Raw genomic sequence first — 25,247 nt, 5'->3', positions numbered from 1 at the left:
CTCTTTAAAAACTAACTAATTTCGCGTTATTTTTCATCCTCTTTCCTCTTCAAGATGGGAAGTTTTTTTGGTGGTTTTGATTGCCCGAGGCCTACACTTCCCTTCAAGCCAGAAATAGTGGTAGTCCACCAATAATTGAATATAAATTTCTCGGTATTCCTTGGTTCGTAGATTGACCCTCTTACTGTGTTCCTTGGGAATTTGCGGGGATTGTTACTTCGCACAGCAAACACATTTAAGACAAAGGTTAAAATTTTCTTTCTTCCAAGACCTTTTTCCAATGTCCTTTCATCCAATAGGTCAAGCTTGAGGTCATTGTAAAGAAAAAGCATACTTCCTACAGCCTCTTTATTATCCGCTGTAAAGTTCCAATGACCACTTTTGACTGTCCCTTCCCTAATCTGGGCAAATGCATTTGGGATTAGAATGGAATTGATCGATCGAAGGTCAAACTCACCGATTTGCACATTGAGTGTCATTGGGTAAGGTGCAACAAAGGACATTTCGCCTTGAAGGTTGAGTGCGGCTTCCCCATTAAGTTTTGCAGATGCGAGAAGTGTAGCCTGTTCCACTTGATAGTTTTCTTGATCCTTACCCAAGTGGAAAGGGAATATGGTAGCATAAAGCTCTGCAAAATGGATTTTCCCTGGTACCAGCCCATTTTTAGGGAATTCCACATACTTTATTATTCCATTTTTCAAATCAAGGGTATCCAATTGAGCTACAAACCCAACTTGTTTCATGAGCTCTTGAGGCATGAACTTGTACACACCTTCTGGAGCAGGAAATCTTTTGTCTCTGTAAATAACTGCATCCAGATCTAAAACTTCCAACAAAGTGGCCTGAAGCTCTTGATGATCTATCAGCAACTCCAGATTTGGATTGTGCACCAAGACTTCAGGAATAAAAATTTCTACAATGTCAGTTTCTTTCCCCACTTGCCTAGCATAAGCAAAGCGCCCAATTCTAGGTTTCATAGTGACATTTTGAAGAGAAATCAAATCGTTTCTAACAGTAGCTAAGCCGATATTTATTACGTTCAAACAGTCCTTTGTATAAAATTTATAATTTGGAATACTAACTTCAAATTCCTTTTTTAAGATATCTGATTTATCAAAATTCTCTAAATCATCTAGATTTAGATGCATCTTATCCAATGTGATATTCAGGTTATTGAAATGCCTTGGGTCTTTGGAGGTATCCTTATTGAAAATAGCCACATTGCCATCCACAATTTCGAATTCATCGATCCTGATGGTTTCCAGCACTGATTCTACATCTTCTTTCAATTCTTTTTCTTGGTCTTTCACATCTACATCATCCAAAAAAATCTCAATGTCCGGTCTAAACAATCTCAATTCACTGATCCAAAGGTCTTTTTTCATTTGGATATCCGCTAAAGCGGATGTTTTGATCAAAGCTGTGGGAATATGGCCAGAAAACACAGGAGAGCCCGGGTTTCCAGACAAAGTATTGGGAATCACCCTCAGGTTATTCAACAAAACACCCTCATACCTTGTATCTAACTCTACTTTAGAAAATGTCACTTTATGGATACTGTCAGACAGAGTCAACCAAAACTCATCGACATCAAGAGCCAATCCACCAAAGAAACCTGAAATATCACCTTTTGCCAAAATTGCTGAATCTAGCAGGAAATCATATACAGAAAGGTTGATCCCTGTATTCACTAATTCTCTTCTGCTCCCCTCCTCTTGAAAAGAAAGACTGAAATTTGCATTTTCAGCAGATACTGTATCGATATTTATGGTATTGATTGTTTTTGGCAAAGTCCTCTCCCTGCTTTTTGCAGTCTGAGAATTGTCGTCATCATCCAAGTCACGATTGACCAAAACATTTACCGAGGAGCCCGAAAATTTCACTTTGTTCAAACTAAGGCTGTTGTCGAAAAGGAATGCTTCCAGATCTACTCCTGTGAATGAAAGTGACGGGATAATTGCAGAAACCTGTGTCTTAAAGTCCGTAGAATTACTTGGTGTTAGCCGGACATTTGTCGTAACAATTTCTTCTCTAGAAGTATTGAAATTTATTCTATCTGCGATGATATTGTATTTCCCATCCGCGATGCTAAATACGTAATTGTTCAACCTCAAATCCACCTCTTCAGAATAAAGCAGTCTAAAATCTTCGGGTTTGGTATCCTTATGAATGTGGAAATTCTTAATGGCTATGCTGACATTATCTTCTGCAAATGTCCGCATCCTGTCTCTCACATAGTTTTCATAATTTAGACTTCCTTTGATCAAGATGAGCGAATCGACGGAAACTTCACTAAAATAATTTCTAAGCAAATCAAGAATCTCTTCTTTTTCCACTTTTTCATCCTCCTCATCATCATCTTTACTTCTGTAGCTATAGACATTGATCTTAGGTGAAGGAACACGGATTTGATCTATTTTGAGTTTATCATTGAAAATGGCTTCTGAAATATCCACGCCAGTAGCCAAAAAATGAGGCACCGAAATATCCAATATTGTATTTTTATCATATCTATCTAAAGAAACCTGAATTTGATCTGGCGAGAAAGGTTTTAAGGAAAAACCATCAATTTGGACTCTAGAAGTTTTGGTATCCAAAAACAACCTGTCGGCCTTAAAAACATGCAAATTATCAGCCAGTTTTAGCGCATAATCTGTCAACTCCAATTGGAGTTCTTCCGCCAAAAAGAATCCTTTTCGATCTCCTTTGTTGGTAAAATCATCCAAGGCAAATTTCTCCAAAACAAAACTGATGTTTCCAAAAGACATGCTATCCTGCCTTACCCTAATCTTATTGTCAACTACCAATGAACCCTGGTTTACCTCAAACCTTTGGACATATATAGCTTTCAAAAAATCTTCCGTCAATCCTTGTAAATCAAAAGGCTTACTTTCCCCATCAAAATCTCCAACGACATCCCGAAGTACAATTTCGGGACGATCCAAAAAAACATCTTTTATATCAATAATCCCTTCATTGTAGATCTTCCTTAGATTGGCTTTACTAATACCCAATTCTGGCACTTTGATTTCAAATAGGGTCACTTCGTTGGTGATTTGAAGGTCGTCTATAGGAGCTATGACCGCTTCTTGGATATTGATGTCATCAGTAAAAGAGGACAAAGTCACCAATTCACTTTTAATCAAGTGAATTTTATCTCCCAGAGCGACTTCTACTTTTTTAAGTTCAAGGGATGCTTCTTGCGCATAAAAAAACTGATCTCTCTTTTTGATTTCATTTGGACCTACATAGACCTCCTGCATTTCAAAGTTTATCTGATCAGCTTTTATTCTATGGTTTTTGCGGTCATTCACATCTCTTTGGGTGAACTTCCCTTTTTCAATATTTAAGTTTTGGATTGAGATTGCACTAAGAATCCCCTTTACCAATTCGTACAAATCAAATATCCCTTTATCTGATTTAGATTCATTGACAGTGGTATACAATACAAATTCTGGCTTTAGTAATTTCAACTCTCCTACTTCGACTTCAGAGGTATAAAAAACCTTATTGATATCAGCATCTGTCAACTTTAAATCTTCAAGACTGATTTGGAAATAATTGGTCGAGAATCTGTCTAAATCAGGTGTAATATCTACTTTTTTTGCTTTAATAAACTGGTCTAAAGAAGAAACATGAACTTCTTGAGCCTGAATAGTATGAACACTATCAGCCAATAAAATCTCAAAATTTTCCAAATCCAAGGTGAAGCCTTCTGCATTGAAAGGCGTTTCTGGACTTCTGGAATTCAACAATTGAATATCCTTTAGATGGATATTTGCATTATCCATTTTTATGGCACGCTGAGAAATAAAATTCTTAAATAATAAATCTGCATCATCAACATTAAGATTCTTGATCCTAATTTCCTCCAAACCTATGTCTCCGAAAGATTTTTTGATTTCTTCTTCCAGTAATTTCAGTGCAGAAGTCTCACCTTCTTGGTACATTTCTTCCAATTCATCTTCCAATCGAAACTCAATCGACGGGCTTTTGAGATGAATCATCCCTAATTGCAATTCTTTTTTTCTAAAAAGATAATTTAAGCGCGTGATTGATATCTGAGGAATAGATATTTTATAATAAGGAATATCCGTCAAATCAGAAAATACCTCATCGACTGGATTGAGTGAGAAACCCTCAAAAATAATCCCTCTTTGAAAAAGAGAAATGTAAAATCTATCAAAATCCACTTCATATTTTTCTTCAGAAGACTCACTGACTTTCTGCTTGACATAGCTTCTTAAAAAAAAATCAGAGGAATAATAAATAATGATCTGTAGCGTCAAAAGAATAGCCATGACGATTCCAATTGGTTTGAGATACTTCAAACCATTGTTTTTTGATTTTTCATTTTGGCTTTTTGAATCAGGCATCATCATTCTACTAAAGTAAAAGTAATACAATTAGAATGTAAAAGAAGTGTTTTAAGACAATATCACACCCTGATAAGAGATTGAGATTTACTCTCAAGGCCAAGGCATGTTGGATAACGCAAAAATCCATTGTTTATGGTATGTTTGTGGTAAAAATCGATGGATAAAATTACCAAATTCAAACAAACTCCCACAAATAGAAATAAAAAAAGCTATGAAATACAATTTCATAGCTTAGTCAATTAACAATAAACCCAAAATAACCTGATGATTGATAAGGAATCGAACCTCTATTCATTTCTTGAATCGTGACCGTCTCACTTCAAACATTAAAAAGAGACACTTTTTATCTCTGATTACCTTACAAAGATAAGCACCAAATTTTATTCTTGAAAATATTATAACGAAATGCTAAAAAATTTACATTATATTTAATTTTAAGCCGTTTTATTTGATCGAATAATAATTACAACGATTGCGAAAATTCAATTATTGAAAACTTGATAACTGCATATCAGTTTCCACCTCACTTAAATACGCTAAAAGCTTTTAGTTATTCAGTATCAGAAACAAAAAGAGGCTAAATTAGAGTAAAATTCAGCCTCTTTTCGAGCTTGATTATAGATTTCGAATCAGTAGGTCCAAATGAATGAAAAAGCACCGATGCATTTTCTATTGTTTGGATTTGAACAAAATAAAATTTGGCACTCAACTTTCATAAACTACATACTGATCCCATTTTTCCAATACAGTCAAAAAATCTTCTGGCAATGGCGCCTCGAAATACATCCTTTCTTTGGTGATAGGGTGTACAAAACCAAGGGACTTCGCATGAAGCGCCTGTCTTGGGATTATTTTGAAGCAATTTTGGATAAATGATTTGTATTTCGAAAACTGTGTTCCTTTTCTGATTTTGTCTCCTCCATACATCGCATCATTGAACAAAGGATGGCCAATATGCTTCATGTGGGCACGGATCTGATGGGTTCTTCCTGTCTCCAAATTGCACTGTATCAAGGAAACATATCTCAATCTTTTGATTACTTTATAATGTGTAATCGCGTGCTTGCCCTCACTTCCATCTGGAAATGCAGCCATCACTTTTCGATCCTTGGCACTTCTACCTACATGTGCATTGATCGTTCCTTCATCCTCTTGAGGTTCTCCCCAAACCAATGCCAAGTATGTTCTGTCTATAGTATGGTGAAAAAATTGGTTTGCCAAATCAGTCATCGCCGTCTCGGATTTTGCGATAACAAGCAGACCCGATGTATCTTTATCAATCCTGTGCACCAATCCAGGCCTACCGCTGTTTCCTGGCAATTCTGGCAATTGATTGAAATAATGCACCAACCCATTGACCAAAGTCCCCGTCCAATTACCATGGGCTGGATGTACGACCATTCCTGCTGGCTTATTGATAATCAAAAGATATTCATCTTCAAAAACTATATCCAATGGAATCTCTTCGGGTATTACTTCGGAGTTCATCACAGGTTTTTCCAAGTAAACCTTGATTTCATCCATTGGTTTGATTTTGTAATTTGACTTGACTACACCTCCATTGACAGTAATGTGACCATTATCGATCGCTGTCTGCACTTTGTTTCTAGTCGAATTTGCTATTTTATCAGTCAAAAACTTATCAATCCTTATTAAAGACTGTTTTTTGTCTATATTGAAACTATAATGCTCAAAAAGCTCTACTTCCTCTTCTTCGAAGTTTTCTAATTCAAATTCCTCTGCCATGGTACAAAAGTAAGGCTAGTTTAACAAAGTTTCGGATATTTGCCCATATAAATCCAACAATGATGCTAATACCACGATCGATCACCACCGAAAAAATCTCTTACCCACTTTGGGAGGACAAAGGAATAGAAGTTTCGATCAAAAGACTGGATCAAATCCATGAACTTGCTTCTGGTAATAAATTTTTCAAACTAAAATACAATCTGGAAAAAGCAATAAGTGAGGGACATGACACTATTTTGACTTTTGGCGGTGCATACTCCAATCATATCTACGCAAGTGCTGCTGCCGCAAAATCAGCAAACCTCCACAGCATTGGCATAATTCGAGGAGAGGAAACACTCCCGCTAAACCCAACTATCGCTAGTGCATTGGAGCATGGTATGCATATTCATTATGTGAGCAGGGAAGAATACAGAAAAAAAACCGAAAGCGATTTCTTAGTTTCATTGAAAGAAAAGTTTGGGAATTTTTACATGATTCCAGAAGGTGGCAACAATGAAGAGGCTATCAAAGGGACAACTGAAATTTTATCCCAAGATGATTCGGAATTTACTCATATTACTACTTCTATTGGAACTGGAGGCACATTCTCAGGCCTTGCAAATAAAATCAACAAAGATCAAATCCTTATGGGTTTCTCTTCCCTGAAAGGTGATTTTATCCATGACGAAATAAAATTCCTACTTGAAAAGTATAAAATTACACCAGAAGGAAAGACGCAAGTTGTTGACCAATATCATTTTGGTGGCTATGGTAAAGTCAATTCTGATTTGATTGATTTTGTCAGGTGGTTTTACAAAGAATTTGAAATTGCGATAGAACCGATATATACAGGAAAAATGATTTATGGCTTGTTTGAAATGATCAAGGATGATCAAATAGAGTCAGGTTCAAAAATCCTGATCCTCCACACTGGTGGATTGCAGGGTTTGGCAGGTTTCAATCATCGATATGGCTTATCGCTTCCATTGTAAATTATGACTTGAGCATATACTGATCTTCGAGTTCTTGGGGAATAATCTTTAGTACATTAGCCAATACCAGCCTTATGAGTGTTTTGGAAGCTAAAAACTTAGGCAACTTTGCCAGATATGCGAATTCCTTCAAGGTAATCCGCTCACGTTCTGCCAAGGCTTGCATCAAAATGGTTTCCTTTTGACCGTAGGTAAAAACGATGTCTTTGGGATTTTTTCCTCTCCTCAAAATCTCCCAAACCTCCCTACTTGCCTGTACAGTCTTGTCGCCTACTCGGATATAAGCTTTTTTTCTTTCATCTTCTTTGAGATAATGTGGTCTTCCATCTGATTTAGGGATTTGAAATACAGCTACTCCTTTTTTCGGATTCAGTTTAAAAACACCAATTTCATAATCTAGGACGGGAAAAATCCTTTCCCTGATGGCTTTTTCCATCACAAAAACCTCTTCTTCTATAAATCGCTGACCGCTTACAGTTCCATCATCATCTACACCTATCAGCAAAACCCCACCTTCAGTATTTGCCAAAGCAATAAGTTCCCTGACGATTTTCTCAGGATAAGCTGCTTTTTTCTTGAATTCAATCTTCAAGCCCTCTCCTTGCTGTGCATATCTATGGATGTCTTGCAATGTCATGTTGCTGATTTTTATTGAAAAGGGTTTGGCGTTATGTTTAAATTTATTTTTAAAATAGTTGAGACTTATTTTACACTTACCCCTCGTTTTAGAGACAATTTATTTCGACTAGAGTAGCTTGCCTCGTAGAATTAAAAGGAGAAATTTAACGAAAAATTTCACATTCCATGTTCAATTTTAACTTTCCTGCATCTGTCTCATCCTGAAAATAGTTGACACTTTTTCTTACAATTAGTAGAGTTCAACCTCCCGAAACTGTCGGGACAGACGCTTCGGGGTTGTTGTTTCGCTCATCGACTTTGATCCCCGGATAGCAATCCGGGGTTCCGTCACGGCGGACAAGTTATTGAAATGTTGAAGCTCCCGATTCTCGGGACAGGCACTTCGTGGTTGATCTCATCCCTGCTTCTGTCTCGCTTCCATCAATGAAAGGACTAGACCTCCCCGCAATTCTGTGGGACAAGCTTCTCCCCAATGCTTTCAGGATCGAGGTGACTTGGTGGTCATTTCGAATTTACCTCCCGTAAGGGAGGCGTGGAGCCTGTCCCGCAGAATTGCGGGGAGAAATCTCGAACTGAAATTTTGACACTTTTCATCTTCACACTTCTTTAGGTCTTTCTGCTCGCTTCTCTTCTCTCGCTTTTCATTGGCACAAACCTTCGGGGTTTTGGGAAACCCCAAAGGTTTGGAGGTTTATTTCTTGACTCCTCTCTCCATGTCAGCAAGACGATTTTTCATTCCTTGCCATTCATCTCTCAGACGCGCTGCTTCCATGAAGTTGAGTTCTTTGGCTGCTTTTTCCATTTGCTTTTGTGTATGGCCAATCAACTTTTCCAGTTTGTCTTTGCTGAGATACTGAACCAATGGATCGGCAGCAACCATCGCTTCCAACTCAAGATTCTCCTGATACAGTTTCGCATTTTTCTTGCTATCAGCGACTTTGGTTTGCCCCATGATTTTCTCTCTGGACTTGAGGATAGTTTTTGGCGTGATACCATGTTTTTCATTGTACTCCATTTGGACACCTCTTCTTCGCTTGGTTTCATCAATGGCCATTTTCATGGAATCTGTAACCCTATCTGCATACATGATTACACGGCCGTTTTCATTTCGGGCAGCTCGTCCTATTGTCTGCACCAAACTCCTTTCATTTCGCAAAAAACCTTCCTTATCAGCATCTAATATGGCAACTAAAGAAACCTCTGGCAAATCCAAACCCTCTCTCAACAAGTTCACTCCCACCAACACATCAAACACACCCAGTCTCAATTCCCTCAAGATCTCAACACGATCCAAAGGCTTCACTTCTGAGTGGATATAGCGGCTTTTTACACCTGTTCGCTCTAGGTATTTTTGCAATTCCTCTGCCATTCTTTTGGTCAAGGTTGTAACCAAAACCCTTGCATCTGTTTTGATCGTCTGGTCTATTTCTTCCAAAAGATCATCTATTTGATTGGCACTTGGCCTTACTTCAATCAATGGATCCAGCAAACCTGTAGGACGGATGATTTGCTCCACAACCACACCTTCCGTCTGAGCAAGTTCATAGTCAGCTGGCGTGGCACTTACATAGATCACTTGATTTGTCAAACTTTCGAATTCATCAAATTTTAAAGGTCTATTATCCAAAGCTGATGGCAATCTGAATCCGTAATCCACCAAATTCACCTTTCTGGACCGATCACCACCCCACATTGCCCTTACTTGGGGTACAGTGACATGACTTTCATCTATGACCAATAAAAAATCATCAGGAAAATAATCCAACAAACAGAAAGGCCGTGTTCCAGGCATCCTTCTGTCAAAATAGCGCGAATAGTTCTCCACACCCGAACAATAGCCCAATTCACGGATCATTTCCAAATCAAATTCTGTCCGCTCTTTCAGTCGCTTGGCCTCTATAAGCTTCATGTCTTTTTCAAAAAACGAAACTTGAGCCATCATATCATCTTGAATCTCATGAATGGCTGTATCGATTACATCTCTTCCGGTTACAAAAAGGTTGGCAGGGAAAATTGAGATAATTTTCTCGTCAGAAATTTTCTTTCCCGTGGCGGGGTCTACTCTTTGGATCGCTTCGATTTCATCTCCCCAGAAGAAAATCCTATATGCAAAATCCGCATAAGCGACGAAAACATCAACCGTATCTCCTTTTACCCTGAAAGTACCATGTGTAAGGTCAGCATTGGTTCGGCTGTAGAGAATATCTACCAATTTGAAAAGCAATTGATTTCGGGGGATTCTGTCTCCTTCCTGAAGTCGAATGACATTTTTGGCAAATTCGTCAGGGTTTCCAATACCATAGATACAGGATACAGAAGCTACTACAATCACATCTCTCCTTCCCGACAAAAGTGCAGAAGTTGCACTCAATCGAAGTTTTTCTATCTCTTCATTGATGGAAAGGTCTTTTTCTATGTAAGTTCCACTGGTAGGAATAAAAGCCTCAGGCTGATAGTAATCATAGTAGGAGATAAAATATTCCACCGAATTCTCCGGAAAAAACTGCTTGAACTCTCCATACAATTGGGCGGCGAGGGTTTTGTTGTGGCTCAATACCAAAGTTGGTTTTTGAACTTGCTGAATGACGTTAGCTACAGTGAATGTTTTTCCAGAACCTGTCACTCCCAACAAAACTTGCGCAGGATCACCTTCATTGATTCCATGAACCAATTGCTCAATGGCTATTGGCTGATCACCTGTTGGTTTGTACTCTGATTGTAAGTTAAAATCCATATTGTCTTTGGGCTATCAATGCTAAACAACGAAAGACTACCAAATAGTTTTAATAAATTCACTTTTCCAAATCTGATTCTTCTGACTCTTGTGTCATTGACTCCTATTGGCTTCAAATAGCAAATTTGTAAAACGCAATTAGAGCGTATCTTAGCCACAATTATCATGTTTATCATAGCTAATCGGCCATTTTCACTCTAGAGAATTACTTCAATTTTATACTTGATTTACTTTTTTCATAATTGTAATAAAGGAAATTAGTCCTCAAAATAATGACTAACATGATTGGGATAAGACTTGGGTGAAATGACTGCCATCCCAAAATCCAAAAGACCACAGCAGCATCAGCCATGATCAATGCAAACATCAGGTATTTTCTAACCCAAGCAGATGCATTCTTTTTCAACAGGCCATAAACCAAAACCAAATGACCGGGAAATGCCCACAGAATATTCCAGTTCCACTTAGTCTGTGAATGAAAAGTCAAAAACCATAGCACTGCTACCAATAAACCAATAAGTCCCAAAGCCCCAAACAAAGTAACATCAAAACCCACAAATAGCCTTTTCCTCTTATAACCCAAATAAGTGATTACCATAAAAATGATAGCAATCAGCCACATAATTAAATATGGGTTAAATAAACTTCCTGAAAGGTTTCTCTCCGGAAACTCCAAAATTACCCTTTGGGACTTTACAAGAGGTCGAGTAGGTCCATCTCCTTCTATACTTGCTCTTTCAAAAGCCATCTCCATATAATCAGGCAAAAACTGTTTTTCTCTCTCACTCGCTTTTGCATCTATTACAGATCCCAATGCCAAATCAATACCCAAGTCATACCATGGTAAAGGGTACACATACTCATCAATCAAATCCCTAAATGACTTTTCCTCAGGATCATTTATTTCATTCCATTTCAGCTGCTTACCCAGTACTTCCTCAAACAAATCACGGATTCTCGTAGCACAATTATCATAAAAAAAGTCATATCGATAGAGCTTATTCTCGGGGAGGCTGTTGATTTTGAGAAATTTAATGACTTCCAGCTTTTGCTCTTCATTGAGGTCAAGAACTTGCTCCCTGACATTTCTCTGGAAATATTGGTATTCGTAAATAAAGCGATCAAAAGTGGTTACACTCAGCATGTAATCCAATGTTCGCTGGGTGAATTTCACTACAAAATAAGGCGCATTGAAATCAAAAGTGCCATAGTTGTAAACGATATCTTCTCCGGTCTCTTGATCTATGATCCTAATGGCGCTGTGACCAAAAACAGAGTAAATTTCATCACCTGGGTCGCAAGTCAGTAGACTGATTTGGTAAGATTCAGCTTGCGCAAAAAAGCTAAACGTATAAATAAACGTATAAGTGAGGAAGAGTTTTTTGAAAACACTTTTCATAGAACTAATTTTATTGCTTAGTAAAGTTTTTTATTCAATGACTTTTTCAAACAGGACAAATCGCTTTTTCCCCATTATGAATTCGATACGAATTTACAGGATTATCTTGTTTATTCCTTTTTATCTTTTCTTTACCGACCTATCATTTTCGCAAATTCCATTAACTGTAGGTGATTATAGGACTATTGCCTCTGGGGATTTTGACAATCCCTTGGTTTGGGAAATATGGGATGGTACGGCATGGATTGCAGCTACAGCGAAGCCCAACATTTCCAACAATGTTTTTATACAGCAAAATCACGAAGTTAGGCTCACAAATACAGAAAGAGTAAATGATCTTTACCTTTTCAGCGCAGCTTCCCCAGGAAGAAAACTAAACCTACAAACTTTTGAATTGGAGGTAAACGGTAGTTTGCGTGCGTTCGAAACAAATGCTGGTACATTTTTCATCAATAACTTGTCGAACGCAAGTACAGATTGGATCTATCCAGTCACAGGCAGCATAGTATTTGTCGGAAATTCAAGGATAGTGGTAGATAGAAGTTCTTGGAGTGGAAATACATTTAATAGCAAATACCAAGTTAAGTTTCGTGCCAATGCTGGTCAGACATTGATTGTTAATGCAGCCTTTAAGGCAAATGCATTCCACATTGAAAGTGGAACAGTATTGCAGACTTTAAACACAGTAGGAGAACCTGCATGTTCTACTTTTTCTTTTAACACGCAAGATATACCTGCCTTTAATGGAACAAATCCCTATGGTGAACTGATAATCAAATCAGGGGCGACGTTGGTCAGTGAATGTCCTGGACCACCTACTGCACAAATCATTCGAAGATCAGGGACAATTCCAGCTGGCTTGTTTCACCTTAAGCCAAATGCCAATTTTATTTTGTTGGGAAACAATCCACAGATGGAGGCTGCTGAGTTTCGCATGGAAGGGAATGTCACATATGCTTCGGATAATGGGACCCAAAACATGATAAGTAGTTCATTTGCACCATCCGATCTTCCAAGATCCTACCACAATCTCTATTTTGAAAATGCTGCAAGTAAAGTATTGCTAGACTCAATTTTTGTCACCGGAGATATAGGGAGAATCTCTGGCCCTGAACCTACTGATGGGCCAACTTTCATCAGATTTGAAGGAACAGGTAATCAGCAGGTGACAAACTGGGAGATGAATTTATCTCAAATTGAAATCAACAAACCAAGCAATAGCCTTTCACTTGATAATGATCTATTGGTGAAAGACAATTTTCTAATGAAAAATGGGCAAGTGAACTTCAATGGATTTGACCTGTACCTCAACACAAGTGGGACAGGTGAATACCTTTATGAAGGTGGAGAGTGGCTAAATCTCCATAACCTTTCCTACAATAACATCCCTTCAACCTTTACTCCGTCAAATGCGACTTTTCCTTTTGAAGATGCCTATCAAGGTGGAGTGAGAAGGATGCGCTTGATAGGAAATACACCAGGAGGCAATCTCAATATCCGCTTTATAGAGATTCCCGGAGCGAATTGGGATCCAATGTATGATGATAATGATGGGACACCAATCATGTATCAACTCAATTCATATTTTGAGCTTTCTGGCTTATCATCCAGTTCTGACCCAATTTCGATGGAACTGGCAGCAGAAAATCTTATTGTAGACAATGTAGATGACATAAGAATCGTCAGCAATGGCCTCGCAGCTCCAGGGCTTCATCTTCCTGGTGTGGACACTGACACTCTTTGGGCAAGGAGAGATTTGGTGTTTTCAGACCTCAACAACACCACTTTCACTATCGGAAGCTATCGGGTACTTTCGATTCTTCCAGTAGAATGGCTTGAGACGAAAGCCATTTTGGAGAACGGCAAAATAAATATTCATTGGACTTTAGGTAAAGAAGTTGATAATAATGCATTCCAAATAGAGGGCTCTATTAATGGAGTGGATCATTTTGAAATGATTCATGAATTGGCAAGTCAAGGAGATACAGAAAGTCCGCGAACCTACAGCTATGAATATGCTGAACAGAGACCTTGGAACAATATCTATTACAGGATCAAGCAGATTGATAGGGATGAAAAAGGTACATATAGTAAAGTATTTAGATTAGAGGGCTCTTGGAATGAGTTGGAAATACCAAAACTGTATCCAAACCCACTAGGATCAGAACAACTCCATTTAATTATGACATCAAGTTATAATCAAAAGGATACATTCATTCAGGTCATTGGCACGGACGGCTTGATACGTTTTTCTGACGCTCTACAGGTCTTCAAAGATTCTTTTGATTCCTCAAATTTGAGCCCTGGTATTTATTTTCTTCTTATCCATGAAGGAGAAAAGCAGCACAGAATTAAGTTTATAAAAAAATAAAAAAAGATTACCATACTAAAAGACCTGACTGGTTTTTAAAACCTGCCAGGTCTATTAGAAGTTTTCTTTTCGGAATTATATGAACTCAAGTCCTAGAAAATGAATTTTTCAATTTTATAATTTTCAATCTTCAAACATCTCTTCTATCAAATCTGTATAAAACTGCTTGATCGTCATCCCAATGGCTTTGACTTGTTGTGATATCAAGCTTGTTTCTGTCTGTCCAGGGACAGTGTTGATTTCGATAAAATAGAACTTTCCTGTTTCATGTTCCAAGAAATAATCTACCCTGACTGCACCTTTGCAATTCAGTTTGAGATAAATTTTTTCACAGATTCTGTTTACCCTTTCGACTTCTTCCTCACTCATTCTACCAGGAGTGATCTCCTCAGTCACACCAGGTGAATACTTGGCTTCAAAATCAAAAAATTCTTTGCTGCTCACAATTTCTGTTGCAGGTAAAACTGTTGTTTTTCCCTTGGTATTAAATATCCCAATAGAAAACTCTCTTCCAGATACAAATTCTTCCACCAAAACTTGAGAATCCTCCGCAAAAGCTTTGTCCAAAGCCTCTTTCAGTTCATTAGGTTCTTTTACTTTTGACATCCCAATGCTACTTCCACCGCTATTCGGTTTGATAAAAAGTGGCAATCTCAAATCGTGTAAAATCTGTTCTCTTCTTTCCTCGGTATTTTTGAAAAGATGAAAAGATCGGGCCACAAAAAGCTCGGGAATACTTTGCACAATAGCTTTTGTGTAACCTTTGTTCATGGTGATGGCTGAAGTTATGGCATCACAAGTAGTGTAAGGGATTCCCAACATATCGAAATACCCAGCCAGTTTCCCATCTTCACCAGGAGAGCCGTGTAGAATATTAAACACGCCATCAAAAGTGATTTTACTTCCATCCAAAACTATTGAAAAATCATTTAAGTCTACGGGAATTTTCTCTCCTGAAAAAGTCAGGTAGTACCAATTTCCAGGATAGATCAAGATTTTAAAAACATCATATAAATCATGGTCGAGGTTTTTCTCTACGACAGCTGCACTTTTGAGAGAGACTACAGACTCACCTGTAAATCCACCGGTGACCAAGGCTATTTTTTTCTTCATGGGGGGCTGAAAGTATGTAAATTTTCATGAAGATAGAAAAAGAGTTAAATAAAATAAAAAAGCCCAGCCCAAAATAAATCTGGGCTGGGCTAAAATCAATAATAGAATTTATGAAAAATTAATCACCAGGATTCTGAACCATAAATTCATTGGCATTTAATTCATCAAGAGGGATTTTCCATTGCCATCTAGGACTTCCTGCAGGCTCTGTGAATTTTTGGTTTATTACAGAAGCAACATGATTCGCTCCTGTTCTATCCAAAGGCAAATTCAAACGCTTCAAATCATACCATCTAAATCCTTCACCCCAAAGCTCTACTCTTCTTTGGATCAAAATTTCATTGATCAAAGTTTGACCAGTGCTAGTTGATTTGGTATAAGCATCGTCTCTTGCAGAAGCAAGTTCGAACAATACATCTTGAGCAGGACCATTCTGACCAGCCCTAGCCAAAGCTTCAGCTTCGATAAGGTACATTTCTGCAGCTCTCATGTACGGAACATCTCCAACAGATGAAGCATTGGCTTGAGCTAAGAATTTCCTGTTCATGTAATTGATCTTAGCAAAGCTAGAAAGCGTCATTTCATCGATAAAAGGATCTCTCAAAGAAGCAGTACCTGCATTAGGATCCCAAAGTCCTTTTCTCGCATCAGTATCGGAGATTTGGGCATATAATGTACTATTGATTGCTTTAGGATTTTGTCTAATGTTAGTTGAGTTGAAATTCAATGACATATAGGCGAAGAAAGATGCAAAGAAAGTTTGCTGATCATCTTGCTGAGCAGAACCCCACATCCATTCTGGATTACCTACATCATTAAAACCTTCATAAAGTTGGTCTTGGGACATCAAAGCATATCCTGACCTAGCTTGGTTCGCCAACTGTGCTGCCAATGCATAATTTCCTTGGGTTAACGCCACTCTTGCTTTGACACCTCTTACAATTGCTTGGTTGAAGTGTGATTTGTTGTTTCTTCTTTCAGTCAAAAGAGAAATTGCTACATCCAAATCTGCATTCACCTGCTCATAAACCTCAGCAACTGTATTTCTAGGACCACCTTCAGTGATAGGTTCGAGTGCCAAAGGAACACCCAATTGGGTATTGGCTCCACCTGCATCATATCTTTCGGCGAACATCTGTACCAAACTCCAATGAGCCCATGCTCTGTATGCATAAGCTTGACCTTTGATTTCATCTTTCTCCGATTGTGCACCTGGTGTATCATCAATATTGGCTATGATCATATTGGCGTTTGCAATAAGTAGATAATAAAATCTCCAAACAAAACGAACATCGCCATTATTCTCATTCATATGATTTAACCAACGAGAATTCCCTACATGCCAACCATTTCCTTGAGTAGTAAGTACCACATCTTCGGCTAATACTTCTCTATACATCATCACTCCACCTTCTCCAGGCTGTCCTTGTGAATCATATCTCACATAAAGTGACCTATGTATCCCGTTGATAGCAGCCCAAGCGTTGCTAATATTGGTAAAAACCAATTCTTCCGAAACCGCATCAGTTGGGATTTCATTGAGAAAATCTTCATCACAACTGACAAAAAACAATGCCAGTAAAATGAATAATTTGTTATATATCTTGTTCATAATCATTCAATATTAAAGGTTAACATTTATACCTAAAGTAAATGTTCTAGCTGGGGTAAAGACGTTGGAGCTTGTACCACCAAATGTACCTGAGACATGCATTCCTTTTCTTTGAGACCACCATCCTAGATTTTCTCCTCCCAAATACACAGTTGCCCCTTGAAGCTTCAATTTGTCAAGCATAGGCTTTGATAATCTGTATGATAAATTTACGGAACGTAAATTCAAATAAGATCCATCTACTAGCCATCTGTCAGAAGCTCCATCAGTTTGGGCGGCACCCGATACATCCATCTTTGGCACATTGGTAATATCACCAGGTTGCTGCCATCTATCCAACAAGTCAACATGTACTGCTCTACCGTTAGGATCGGCACTCATCAAACTTTGGTATGTATTATCGTAAAAATCTCCTCCTACAGCGTAAGACACCAATACATTCAAACTGAAATTTTTATAGGTGAATGTATTGTTCAGCCCACCAAAGAAATCAGGAATAGACGAACCTGCATAATGGAACCTAGCTTGATTCAATACACTTGTCAATGTATCAGAACCAATAATTCTATGTGCTGCATTATCCGCTTCATAGTTATCTACTCTGTAAAGACCTTCTCCTGTTTCAGGATCAACACCGTACCATTCACGTAACCAAAAATCATTAATACCGTTTCCAACTCTAAGTTTTTTGGTTCCAGAAACCAATTCTTCAAAAGGAAGCTTTTTGAATTCATTTTTAAATGTGGAAATGTTGAAATTTAAATTCCAAGCAAAGTCTCCTCTTCTATATACATCTCCTCCTATGTTGAATTCAAAACCTCTGTTTTGCATCGTACCTGTATTTCTAGAAATACTTGAAATCCCAGTAGTCAAAGAAAGTGGCACATTGAATAACAATGCATCTGATCCTCTATTGAAATATTCAAATGAACCAGAGAACTTGTTTGCAAAAGCAAAATCAATCCCAATATCATAAGTAGCGTTCTTTTCCCATGTCAAATCATCGTTAGACAATGAAGCTTGTCTGATACCCGGTTCTCCAGCATTGTTAAATCCAAGATCATACAGCGCTTGAGACGGATAGTAATCTTGCAAATTATCACTAGTCAAAACGCCATTGTTACCAACTTCTCCATAAGCTGCGCGTAGCTTCAACATTTGGAAGAAATTAGAACTGAAGAAATCCTCTTTGTCAATACTCCAAGCAGCACCTACAGAATAAAATACTCCCCATCTTGAATCAGGGGCAAACCTTGAAGAACCATCAGTTCTCAAGGAAGCAGAGAATGAGTATTTATCATCAAACACATAATTAACTCTACTGAAATAAGACTCTAAAGTCTCTCTATTTGCAAAACTACTTGCACTATTGATGGTCACAAAGTTAACCAACTCTGTATTTCCTAACAGTACTTGATCTTGTTTCGAAATACTTTGCCTTTGGAATCTGTAATCGTAATGCTCATGACCCAATAATACTTCAAGAAAATGTTTATCTTGGAACGTATTAGAGTAAGTCAACAACTGATTGACTGTATATGAATCAGTTTGATTGTTTTGTCTGCTTGCTCTACCTGCTGGAGCTCCATCACCAATGATCGTATTGTCATAAGCAGAGTTCAACAGAGTAGTATAATCGTTGGCTACATTCAACCTGAAAGTAAAATTCTTTAAGAATGTTGCTTCAACATAAGCACGGGTAGAAAGTGCCACTCGATTGAATAAATCATCATTTAGTAAAGTCTCTTGAACCACATGTCTTCCTGGAAAAGAACCCGCTCCACCAGTAGGCAAACCTAACTGGATCAAATCCCTTGAATCAAAGATTCTGTTTCCTGTAGCATCTAATATATATTCTCCAGTTTGAAAATCCTGTGCATATACTGGATAAATGGGTCCAATTGCTCTAGCTGTGAAAAAAGGATTAACAAATGATGAAGAACTGCCAGTTCTTGAGTTATTCCCTTCACTTTTGGTACCTGACACATTGATACCTGTTTTCAACCAATCCGTAACTTTCGTATTTACATTAAGCCTAGCAGTGATCCTTCTAAAATCAGATTTCAAAATATAACCATCTTCATCCAAATAGTTGATTGAAGTATAGAAATCCGTCTTATCATTTGCTCCAGAGTAAGTCATGTTGTACTCTCCCCTTACTCCAACTCTTTGGATTTCATCCCACCAATTAAGGCCTCTTACATTACTAACTGCATTTGGGTTCAACTGACCATCTAAACCAACAACAGCATTGTCTGCTACATTTGAATAGATATTATAACCTAAAGTATTGATCAGCTCATTGGAAGCAAACTGTGCGGCAACTCCTGGTTCTATTCCAGAACCAATTTGGGAATTTCGCAATGCTTCCCACTGAAGTGGATAATATTGGTCAGCACCTACTCTATCGTATTCAGGCAAAGCCCTAGAAGCTGTACCTTGCTGCGCCTTGAATGTAAAGTTAGATTTTGATTTCTTTCCTCTCTTCGTGGTGATCATGATCACACCATTTGCTGCTCTTGAACCATAAAGTGCAGTAGAAGAGGCATCTTTTAAGATAGTCATATCTTCGATATCATCTGGGTTGAGGTTAGAAAGGTTACCATCAAAAGGCACACCATCAACCACATACAAAGGTGATGAAGAAGCATTTACAGAACCAATACCTCTAATCCTTACATTAGGTGTAGAGCCTGGCTGTCCAGAAGCAGAAGTGGTAATCACACCAGGAGACTGACCTTCGATTGCGTTCACAACGTTGTTGATCGGTCTATTTGCTATTTGATCTGCTTTTAGAGAAATAGCCGAACCAACAAAGTTTCCTTTGTCAGCAGTACCATAAGCAACTATAATCACTTCATCCAAATTCTGTGTGTCTGGATTCAAAGTGATATTCACTACGGATCTATTACCAATAGCTTGCTCTGCTGAAGAATAACCAATAAAACTAAAAACAAGGGTCGCATTGTCACCTTGTACCGAGATGGAGTAATTTCCATCCAAATCTGTAATTACACCAGTTGTTGTGCCTTTCAAGACAACATTAACACCTGGTAGACCTTCTGGCTCCTCGTCTGACACAACCTTACCTGTCACTAAGCGCGATTGCGACCATGCCAATGAGATTGTGAAGAGCACTAAGACAAAACTTAGTAAAATTTTTCTCATAAAATTTGTGGGATTAACTAATTTATTTAAGAACAGGCCACTTGACCATTTCCTTTTTTGATGGCTAAATATAGCTTACACTTCTTTAAAATTTCATAATAATTCTAAATTTTAGGTTTAAAAAAGTCATATTTTTCTATAAATGGAGAAAAAATCCCAAAAACAGCCTCAAACTAAAAATACTTATAATTTAAATAAAACAACGTTTTATTGTGTGATATTTTCTTTTTCAGGAAATTTTCAATTTATGTGCAAAACCAAAATTTATCACTTGAGTAATACTGAGCCATACTAATGATATCTTATCAAAATTGATTGATGGAACTATTTAGAAAAATTTTGAATTTTCAAAAACTTTGGGAAATATTTAAGTGATTTGTGAAAGGCGGTTAGGGCAACTTAGCCGCTTTTTCTATTTTAGCACCTTGAAAATAAACTCCAATATAATATGTATCTATTAAATCGAATTTGCATTTTAGCTTTTGTGACTCTATTGTGTTCAACGGCCATAGCGCAAGAAAAAAAGAAAATCACGCTTGAAGACGTCTTCAAATCCAATACTTTCTCTGCCAAATCGGTGTATGGAATCAATTGGATGAATGATGGTCAGTTTTACAGCTCGCTAAATAGATCAGCAGGTGCACCTTCCGTTGTGAAAATCAATGTTGCCACAGGCAAACAGGAAGAGGTCTTGATCGATGGACAAAAGATCGGTATAAATTTCTCCTCCTATACCTTCAATGCAGAAGAATCAAAAGCTTTGATTGTGTCTGACATTGAAAGAATCTATCGAAGGTCTTCCAAAGGCATTAATCATGTAGTAGATCTGAAAACCAGTGAAAAGCAGTTGATCGCAGATGGTGAAAAAATCATGTATGCGACACTTTCTCCTGACAATGACAAAGTTGCTTATGTGAAAGACAACAATCTTTTTGTTGTAGAGCTTGCTTCCAATTCAATCACCCAAATCACAAAAGATGGCAAATGGAATGAGATCATCAATGGTGCGGCTGACTGGGTTTACGAAGAGGAATTTTCCATGTCAAAAGCATTTGATTGGTCTCCTGACGGTAAAAAAATTGCTTTTATCAGATTTGATGAAACCGATGTGCCTGAATTCAATATGCAAACTTGGGGGGAATTGTATCCGAAAGATTACAAATTCAAATACCCTAAAGCTGGCGAGAAAAATGCTGAAGTAAGTATCCATGTTTATGATTTAGATTCGAAAAAAACTATCACTGTAGATACTGGAACTGAAAAAGACATCTATTTGCCAAGAATCTATTGGACTGCCAATTCGAATACTTTGGCATTTTTGAGAATGAACAGGTTACAAAATCAGCTTGATTTATTTTATGCAAATACTGAAACAGGAAAAAGCGATTTGATTTTGCAAGAAAAGTCGGAAACCTATGTAGATCTTGACTACAACGATAATTTGTTTTTCTTGAAAGACAACAAAGGTTTTATCAGAACTTCCGAGCAAGATGGCTATAAACATATCTATCAACATGACAACTCCGGAAAAATGATCCGTCAAATAACTTCAGGCAACTGGGAAGTGACAAACCTGGTAGGCGTAGATGAAAAAGGGAAGAAGATATATTTCATTTCTACAGAAGCTTCTCCCTTGGAAAGAAATCTCTATGTAATCAACATGGATGGAAAAGGAAAAAAACTCCTTACACCAGCCAAAGGAACACACTCTGTAAATATGAGTAAGGATTTCAAATACTTTATTGGCTATCACAGTGATGCAAATACACCATCCAAAGTAACCTTGCACCAAGTCTCTGGAAAAGAGATGCAAATCTTGGAAGACAATCAGGAACTTAAAGATAACCTGACGAATATCGCTATGTCCAAAAAAGAATTTTTCACCTTTGAGACAGTAGATGGTTCTTCTCTGAATGCATATATGATCAAGCCGGTAGATTTTGACGAGTCAAATAAGTATCCAGTATTGATGTATGTATATGGAGGGCCGGGATCACAGAATGTCACAAATTCTTGGGGCGGAGCTCGGGACTTTTGGCATCATCACTTAGCCGCTGAAGGCTACATTGTGGTATGTGTGGACAATAGAGGCACTGGTGCGAGAGGTAGAGATTTCAAGCACAGCACATATGCCAATTTAGGAAAAATTGAGGTAGAAGATCAAATCGCAGGAGCTAAGCATTTGGGAACATTGCCATTTGTAGATAAAGGTAGAATCGGTATTTGGGGATGGTCTTATGGTGGCTACATGTCTTCGCTCGCTTTGATGATCGGAAATGACGTATTCAAGTCTGCCATTGCAGTAGCACCAGTTACTACTTGGAGATATTATGATACAATCTATACTGAGAGATACCTTCAGACACCACAATTGAATGCTGCGGGATACGATGACAACAGCCCAATAACACATGTAAATAAATTGAAGGGGAATTTGCTTCTGATCCATGGCACAGGAGATGACAATGTACATTTTCAGAATGCAGTAGATTTGGTAGATGCTTTGGTCAAGGCTGACAAACAATTTGATTCCTTCTATTATCCAAACAGAAATCATGGAATCTCAGGGGGAAATACCAGCTGGCATTTGTACAACATGATGACTGAATTCATCAAGGATAAATTGTAAAATTGACAACAGTCGACGGACATCCGACAACAGCTGATTGATTTGAACTTAAAACAATATTATTAATGGCTACTAGTATGAAAAGGGATATCCAATTAAACGAAGAACAAAACCTTATACTAGACACTAATGTGTAAACCATATTCAGGTAAGATCAAATCGTCAAGTGTCGACGAACGAAAGTCAACAGCATGTAAACCCATTATTGGAGAAACTTTGCCAGTAATGAAGTAAGAAAAACATTATGTTGCGGATAATCGTCAATTACTCCAAGCCTGTCCACCATGGTGGAGCGCACAAGGGTTATTAATTTAAAAGTTGTCCGTGTATTAATTCATTTGGCTAATGGTAAGAGAGCGGATATAGAGATTTATAAAAAACCATTCTTAAAGGAATAGCATTTGTAGAAATATTTGATATTTACTTGATGCTATTCCTTTTTTCATGAAAGCCAAATTGCTTTTTAAGGATATAATATCTACCTTATTTCACTTTTAATACCCAAAATAAAACAATATGAAATCAAGCATGACGAAGAACGTCACACACTGGGATGATTATCAACCATGCGAGATTCCATAGCCTGTCCCGACCAATCGGGATGACCTCTGAAAAACAAATTATAAACACATGAAAGAAAAATTAAATACTTCAATACAATCCTTGAGTTTAATTCTAGTAGCAGCAGGCCTCGCGTGGGTAGTATGGTCAGGCGATACTACTATGAAACAAATGCTAGTTTATCTGCTTGTGATGGTCACAATAGTTGAGGTTTTGAGTTTGTATTTGGTAAAAAAAATCTACCCGGAAAGCCATACTTCCTTCAAAATGGGAATGATTGCCACATTGCTTATTTTGATAGGAATCAAGACAATGGCTCCAGGTTTTTTTATCCCCTTGACGATTACAGCTTTTGCAGTCAATTTCCTTTATAATTTCTATACCAACAACAAAAGAAGGGCGGGAACTTTCAAAAGGCGTGCTGGCAAGAAAATGAAAATGAGATAGAAAAAGTGAATTCTACCAGATGGCACATTATTTGATTTTAAGGGGAGTAAATCACCTAATATCCAAATGAAAAAGTACTTACTCCTAGTTTTATTAATCATTCCATTCAATATGTATGCCCAAGCTAAGCTTGAAAAAATGCTCGATGAGCGACAATCACTACATCAGCAATGGCAAAAATCTGAAAGCAAGAAGTCTGGGATTTTTGGAAACCGAACAAAAAAAGACATGATAGAAACGAATGGTTGGATGTCAAGAATCATTCAAAAAGACAACCAAATCATGGATGAATTGAAAATGCTCGGAGAAATCGAAAAGACAGAGATTACTTATGAAAAAAATGATTACAAATTTATTTCCCAAAAACAGGAAAGGGAAATAGCTACGCTAAAGAGAGCATTGCAAGAAAAGGACGGGCAAATCGTAGAAAGAAAATCGGATAAAAGGACTTATGAATGGACGACATTTATCTTCTTTTTATCCACCTTGACCTTAGGCTATCTGTATTGGAAAAAAGTCAAAGGTAAATTTACAAACTAGTAATCTTCCTACAGGCAAATATCACAAAGGACTCCAAAATATTTTGGAGTCCTTTGTGTTTTGTATTGAATCCTTTTTCAAAAACAACCTCTTTGAATAAGAAAATGACTATCCGGTTTCTTACACGTGGCCAAACAATAGATTGTCAGATATCGATTTGTCTCCTGTTGCTGAGAACTTTTATCTGCATCAGGGCGACAAGTTGTTTCCGAGTATCCGAGACGTTCAAAGTTACTTGTTAGCCAACATTTAACATTTCGTATAACCGTATTTATTTCAACCTTGCGATTGGTGTTCTACCGCCCTTGGTTTTTTGATCTATATTTACCAGAATTTCAGCATCCAAAGGTAAAAACACGTCAACACGAGAACCGAATTTTATAAAACCGAATTCACCACATTGCTGCAACGGAGTCCCTTCCTTTACATACCATTTGATTCTTCTTGCCAAAGCGCCTGCAATCTGCCTTACCAATAAAGTAGTCCCATTTGGAGCCTCTAGAACCATTGTTGTTCTTTCATTCTCAAAGCTTGATTTGGGATGCCAAGCAACCAAATATTTCCCAGGGTGATACTTGAAATATTTTACAATTCCAGCTATTGGGGATCTGTTGACATGCACATTGATAGGAGACATGAAAATAGAAATCTGCTTTCTTTTTTCCTTTAGAAATTCATCTTCAAAAGTCTCTTCGATCACCACAACTTTCCCATCCGCTGGGGCAAATACCATCCCCTCTTCCTGTCTGACAGGGACAAATGGACTTCTAAAAAACTGCAAAACGATCAAGTAAATTATAACGCTTCCCAGTAATACGACATTGAGCAAAACCTCTTGACCTGGCAAATAATAATATAAGGCATAATTCAATGCTGCCAATATTAGCAACAACCAGAACAATAACGACCTTCCTTCGCGATGAATAGACATA

14 protein-coding genes are annotated in these 25,247 nt (G+C 37.7%); 5 read left to right on the top strand and 9 right to left on the bottom strand.

Annotation, left to right across the window (positions count from 1 at the left end; all coding sequences use genetic code 11):
* Positions 1-26: 26 nt before the first annotated feature.
* Complete coding sequence (locus MM236_RS05205; RefSeq protein ID WP_241273887.1) at positions 27-4,331, bottom strand: AsmA family protein; 4,305 nt, start codon at positions 4,329-4,331, stop codon at positions 27-29.
* Between the two features lie 753 nt (positions 4,332-5,084).
* Entirely contained in the window at positions 5,085-6,125 is a 1,041-nt protein-coding gene (locus MM236_RS05200; protein ID WP_241273886.1) for an RluA family pseudouridine synthase, read from the bottom strand.
* Between the two features lie 59 nt (positions 6,126-6,184).
* On the opposite strand from MM236_RS05200, the gene MM236_RS05195 reads away from it, so the two are divergent.
* A complete protein-coding gene (locus tag MM236_RS05195; protein WP_369415186.1) occupies positions 6,185-7,102 on the top strand; it encodes a 1-aminocyclopropane-1-carboxylate deaminase/D-cysteine desulfhydrase in 918 nt (305 codons plus the stop codon).
* Position 7,103: 1 nt separating this feature from the next.
* On the opposite strand, the gene MM236_RS05190 is transcribed toward MM236_RS05195, so the two are convergent.
* The 3 genes from MM236_RS05190 to MM236_RS05180 form a co-directional block, all read right to left on the bottom strand.
* Complete coding sequence (locus tag MM236_RS05190) at positions 7,104-7,739, bottom strand: AlbA family DNA-binding domain-containing protein (RefSeq protein ID WP_241273885.1); 636 nt, start codon at positions 7,737-7,739, stop codon at positions 7,104-7,106.
* A gap of 693 nt (positions 7,740-8,432) precedes the next feature.
* Positions 8,433-10,475 carry an excinuclease ABC subunit UvrB gene (gene uvrB, locus MM236_RS05185; RefSeq protein WP_241273884.1) on the bottom strand — a complete coding sequence of 681 codons (2,043 nt, stop codon included), beginning with the start codon at positions 10,473-10,475 and terminating at the stop codon, positions 8,433-8,435.
* 205 nt (positions 10,476-10,680) lie between these two features.
* Positions 10,681-11,874: an Lnb N-terminal periplasmic domain-containing protein gene (locus MM236_RS05180; protein ID WP_241273883.1), complete on the bottom strand. Its 1,194-nt coding sequence runs from the start codon at positions 11,872-11,874 to the stop codon at positions 10,681-10,683.
* 76 nt (positions 11,875-11,950) lie between these two features.
* Between MM236_RS05180 and MM236_RS05175 the strand changes: the two genes are divergently transcribed.
* Positions 11,951-14,245, top strand: coding sequence for a T9SS type A sorting domain-containing protein (locus MM236_RS05175; protein ID WP_241273882.1), 2,295 nt, complete (start codon positions 11,951-11,953; stop codon positions 14,243-14,245).
* Positions 14,246-14,368: 123 nt separating this feature from the next.
* Here the strand turns inward: MM236_RS05175 and MM236_RS05170 are convergent, their stop codons facing one another.
* From MM236_RS05170 to MM236_RS05160, 3 genes are all read right to left on the bottom strand, one after another.
* A complete protein-coding gene (locus MM236_RS05170; protein ID WP_241273881.1) occupies positions 14,369-15,358 on the bottom strand; it encodes a D-alanine--D-alanine ligase in 990 nt (329 codons plus the stop codon).
* Between the two features lie 118 nt (positions 15,359-15,476).
* Positions 15,477-16,970, bottom strand: a complete 1,494-nt coding sequence (locus tag MM236_RS05165) for a RagB/SusD family nutrient uptake outer membrane protein (protein ID WP_241273880.1) — start codon at positions 16,968-16,970, stop codon at positions 15,477-15,479.
* Positions 16,971-16,982: 12 nt separating this feature from the next.
* Positions 16,983-20,138 (bottom strand): SusC/RagA family TonB-linked outer membrane protein, encoded by a 3,156-nt coding sequence (locus tag MM236_RS05160; protein WP_241273879.1) that lies wholly within the window; start codon positions 20,136-20,138, stop codon positions 16,983-16,985.
* 448 nt (positions 20,139-20,586) lie between these two features.
* Here MM236_RS05160 and MM236_RS05155 point away from each other — a divergent pair, with 448 nt between their 5' ends.
* From MM236_RS05155 to MM236_RS05145, 3 genes are all read left to right on the top strand, one after another.
* Positions 20,587-22,767: a S9 family peptidase gene (locus MM236_RS05155; RefSeq protein WP_241273878.1), complete on the top strand. Its 2,181-nt coding sequence runs from the start codon at positions 20,587-20,589 to the stop codon at positions 22,765-22,767.
* A 630-nt stretch (positions 22,768-23,397) separates the two neighbouring features.
* Positions 23,398-23,775 carry a hypothetical protein gene (locus MM236_RS05150; protein ID WP_241273877.1) on the top strand — a complete coding sequence of 126 codons (378 nt, stop codon included), beginning with the start codon at positions 23,398-23,400 and terminating at the stop codon, positions 23,773-23,775.
* Between the two features lie 66 nt (positions 23,776-23,841).
* Positions 23,842-24,315, top strand: a complete 474-nt coding sequence (locus MM236_RS05145) for a Clp protease ClpB (protein WP_241273876.1) — start codon at positions 23,842-23,844, stop codon at positions 24,313-24,315.
* A 271-nt stretch (positions 24,316-24,586) separates the two neighbouring features.
* Here MM236_RS05145 and MM236_RS05140 read toward each other — a convergent pair whose 3' ends face one another.
* Positions 24,587-25,246 carry a phosphatidylserine decarboxylase family protein gene (locus MM236_RS05140; protein ID WP_241273875.1) on the bottom strand — a complete coding sequence of 220 codons (660 nt, stop codon included), beginning with the start codon at positions 25,244-25,246 and terminating at the stop codon, positions 24,587-24,589.
* Between the last annotated feature and the right edge of the window lies 1 nt (position 25,247).

This window comes from Belliella calami, from assembly GCF_022549695.1.
GTDB lineage: Bacteria > Bacteroidota > Bacteroidia > Cytophagales > Cyclobacteriaceae > Belliella > Belliella calami.
This window is presented reverse-complemented; position numbering and strand designations above follow the sequence as displayed.

Excerpts from the sequence above, each read along its gene's own strand:
- MM236_RS05200 (WP_241273886.1), bottom strand. The coding sequence starts at position 6,125 with ATGGCAGAGGAATTTGAATTAGAAAACTTCGAAGAAGAGGAAGTAGAG.
- MM236_RS05195 (WP_369415186.1), top strand. The coding sequence starts at position 6,185 with ATGATGCTAATACCACGATCGATCACCACCGAAAAAATCTCTTACCCA.
- MM236_RS05190 (WP_241273885.1), bottom strand. The coding sequence starts at position 7,739 with ATGACATTGCAAGACATCCATAGATATGCACAGCAAGGAGAGGGCTTG.
- uvrB (WP_241273884.1), bottom strand. The coding sequence starts at position 10,475 with ATGGATTTTAACTTACAATCAGAGTACAAACCAACAGGTGATCAGCCA.
- MM236_RS05180 (WP_241273883.1), bottom strand. The coding sequence starts at position 11,874 with ATGAAAAGTGTTTTCAAAAAACTCTTCCTCACTTATACGTTTATTTAT.
- MM236_RS05175 (WP_241273882.1), top strand. The coding sequence starts at position 11,951 with ATGAATTCGATACGAATTTACAGGATTATCTTGTTTATTCCTTTTTAT.
- MM236_RS05170 (WP_241273881.1), bottom strand. The coding sequence starts at position 15,358 with ATGAAGAAAAAAATAGCCTTGGTCACCGGTGGATTTACAGGTGAGTCT.
- MM236_RS05165 (WP_241273880.1), bottom strand. The coding sequence starts at position 16,970 with ATGAACAAGATATATAACAAATTATTCATTTTACTGGCATTGTTTTTT.
- MM236_RS05160 (WP_241273879.1), bottom strand. The coding sequence starts at position 20,138 with ATGAGAAAAATTTTACTAAGTTTTGTCTTAGTGCTCTTCACAATCTCA.
- MM236_RS05155 (WP_241273878.1), top strand. The coding sequence starts at position 20,587 with ATGTATCTATTAAATCGAATTTGCATTTTAGCTTTTGTGACTCTATTG.
- MM236_RS05150 (WP_241273877.1), top strand. The coding sequence starts at position 23,398 with ATGAAAGAAAAATTAAATACTTCAATACAATCCTTGAGTTTAATTCTA.
- MM236_RS05145 (WP_241273876.1), top strand. The coding sequence starts at position 23,842 with ATGAAAAAGTACTTACTCCTAGTTTTATTAATCATTCCATTCAATATG.
- MM236_RS05140 (WP_241273875.1), bottom strand. The coding sequence starts at position 25,246 with ATGTCTATTCATCGCGAAGGAAGGTCGTTATTGTTCTGGTTGTTGCTA.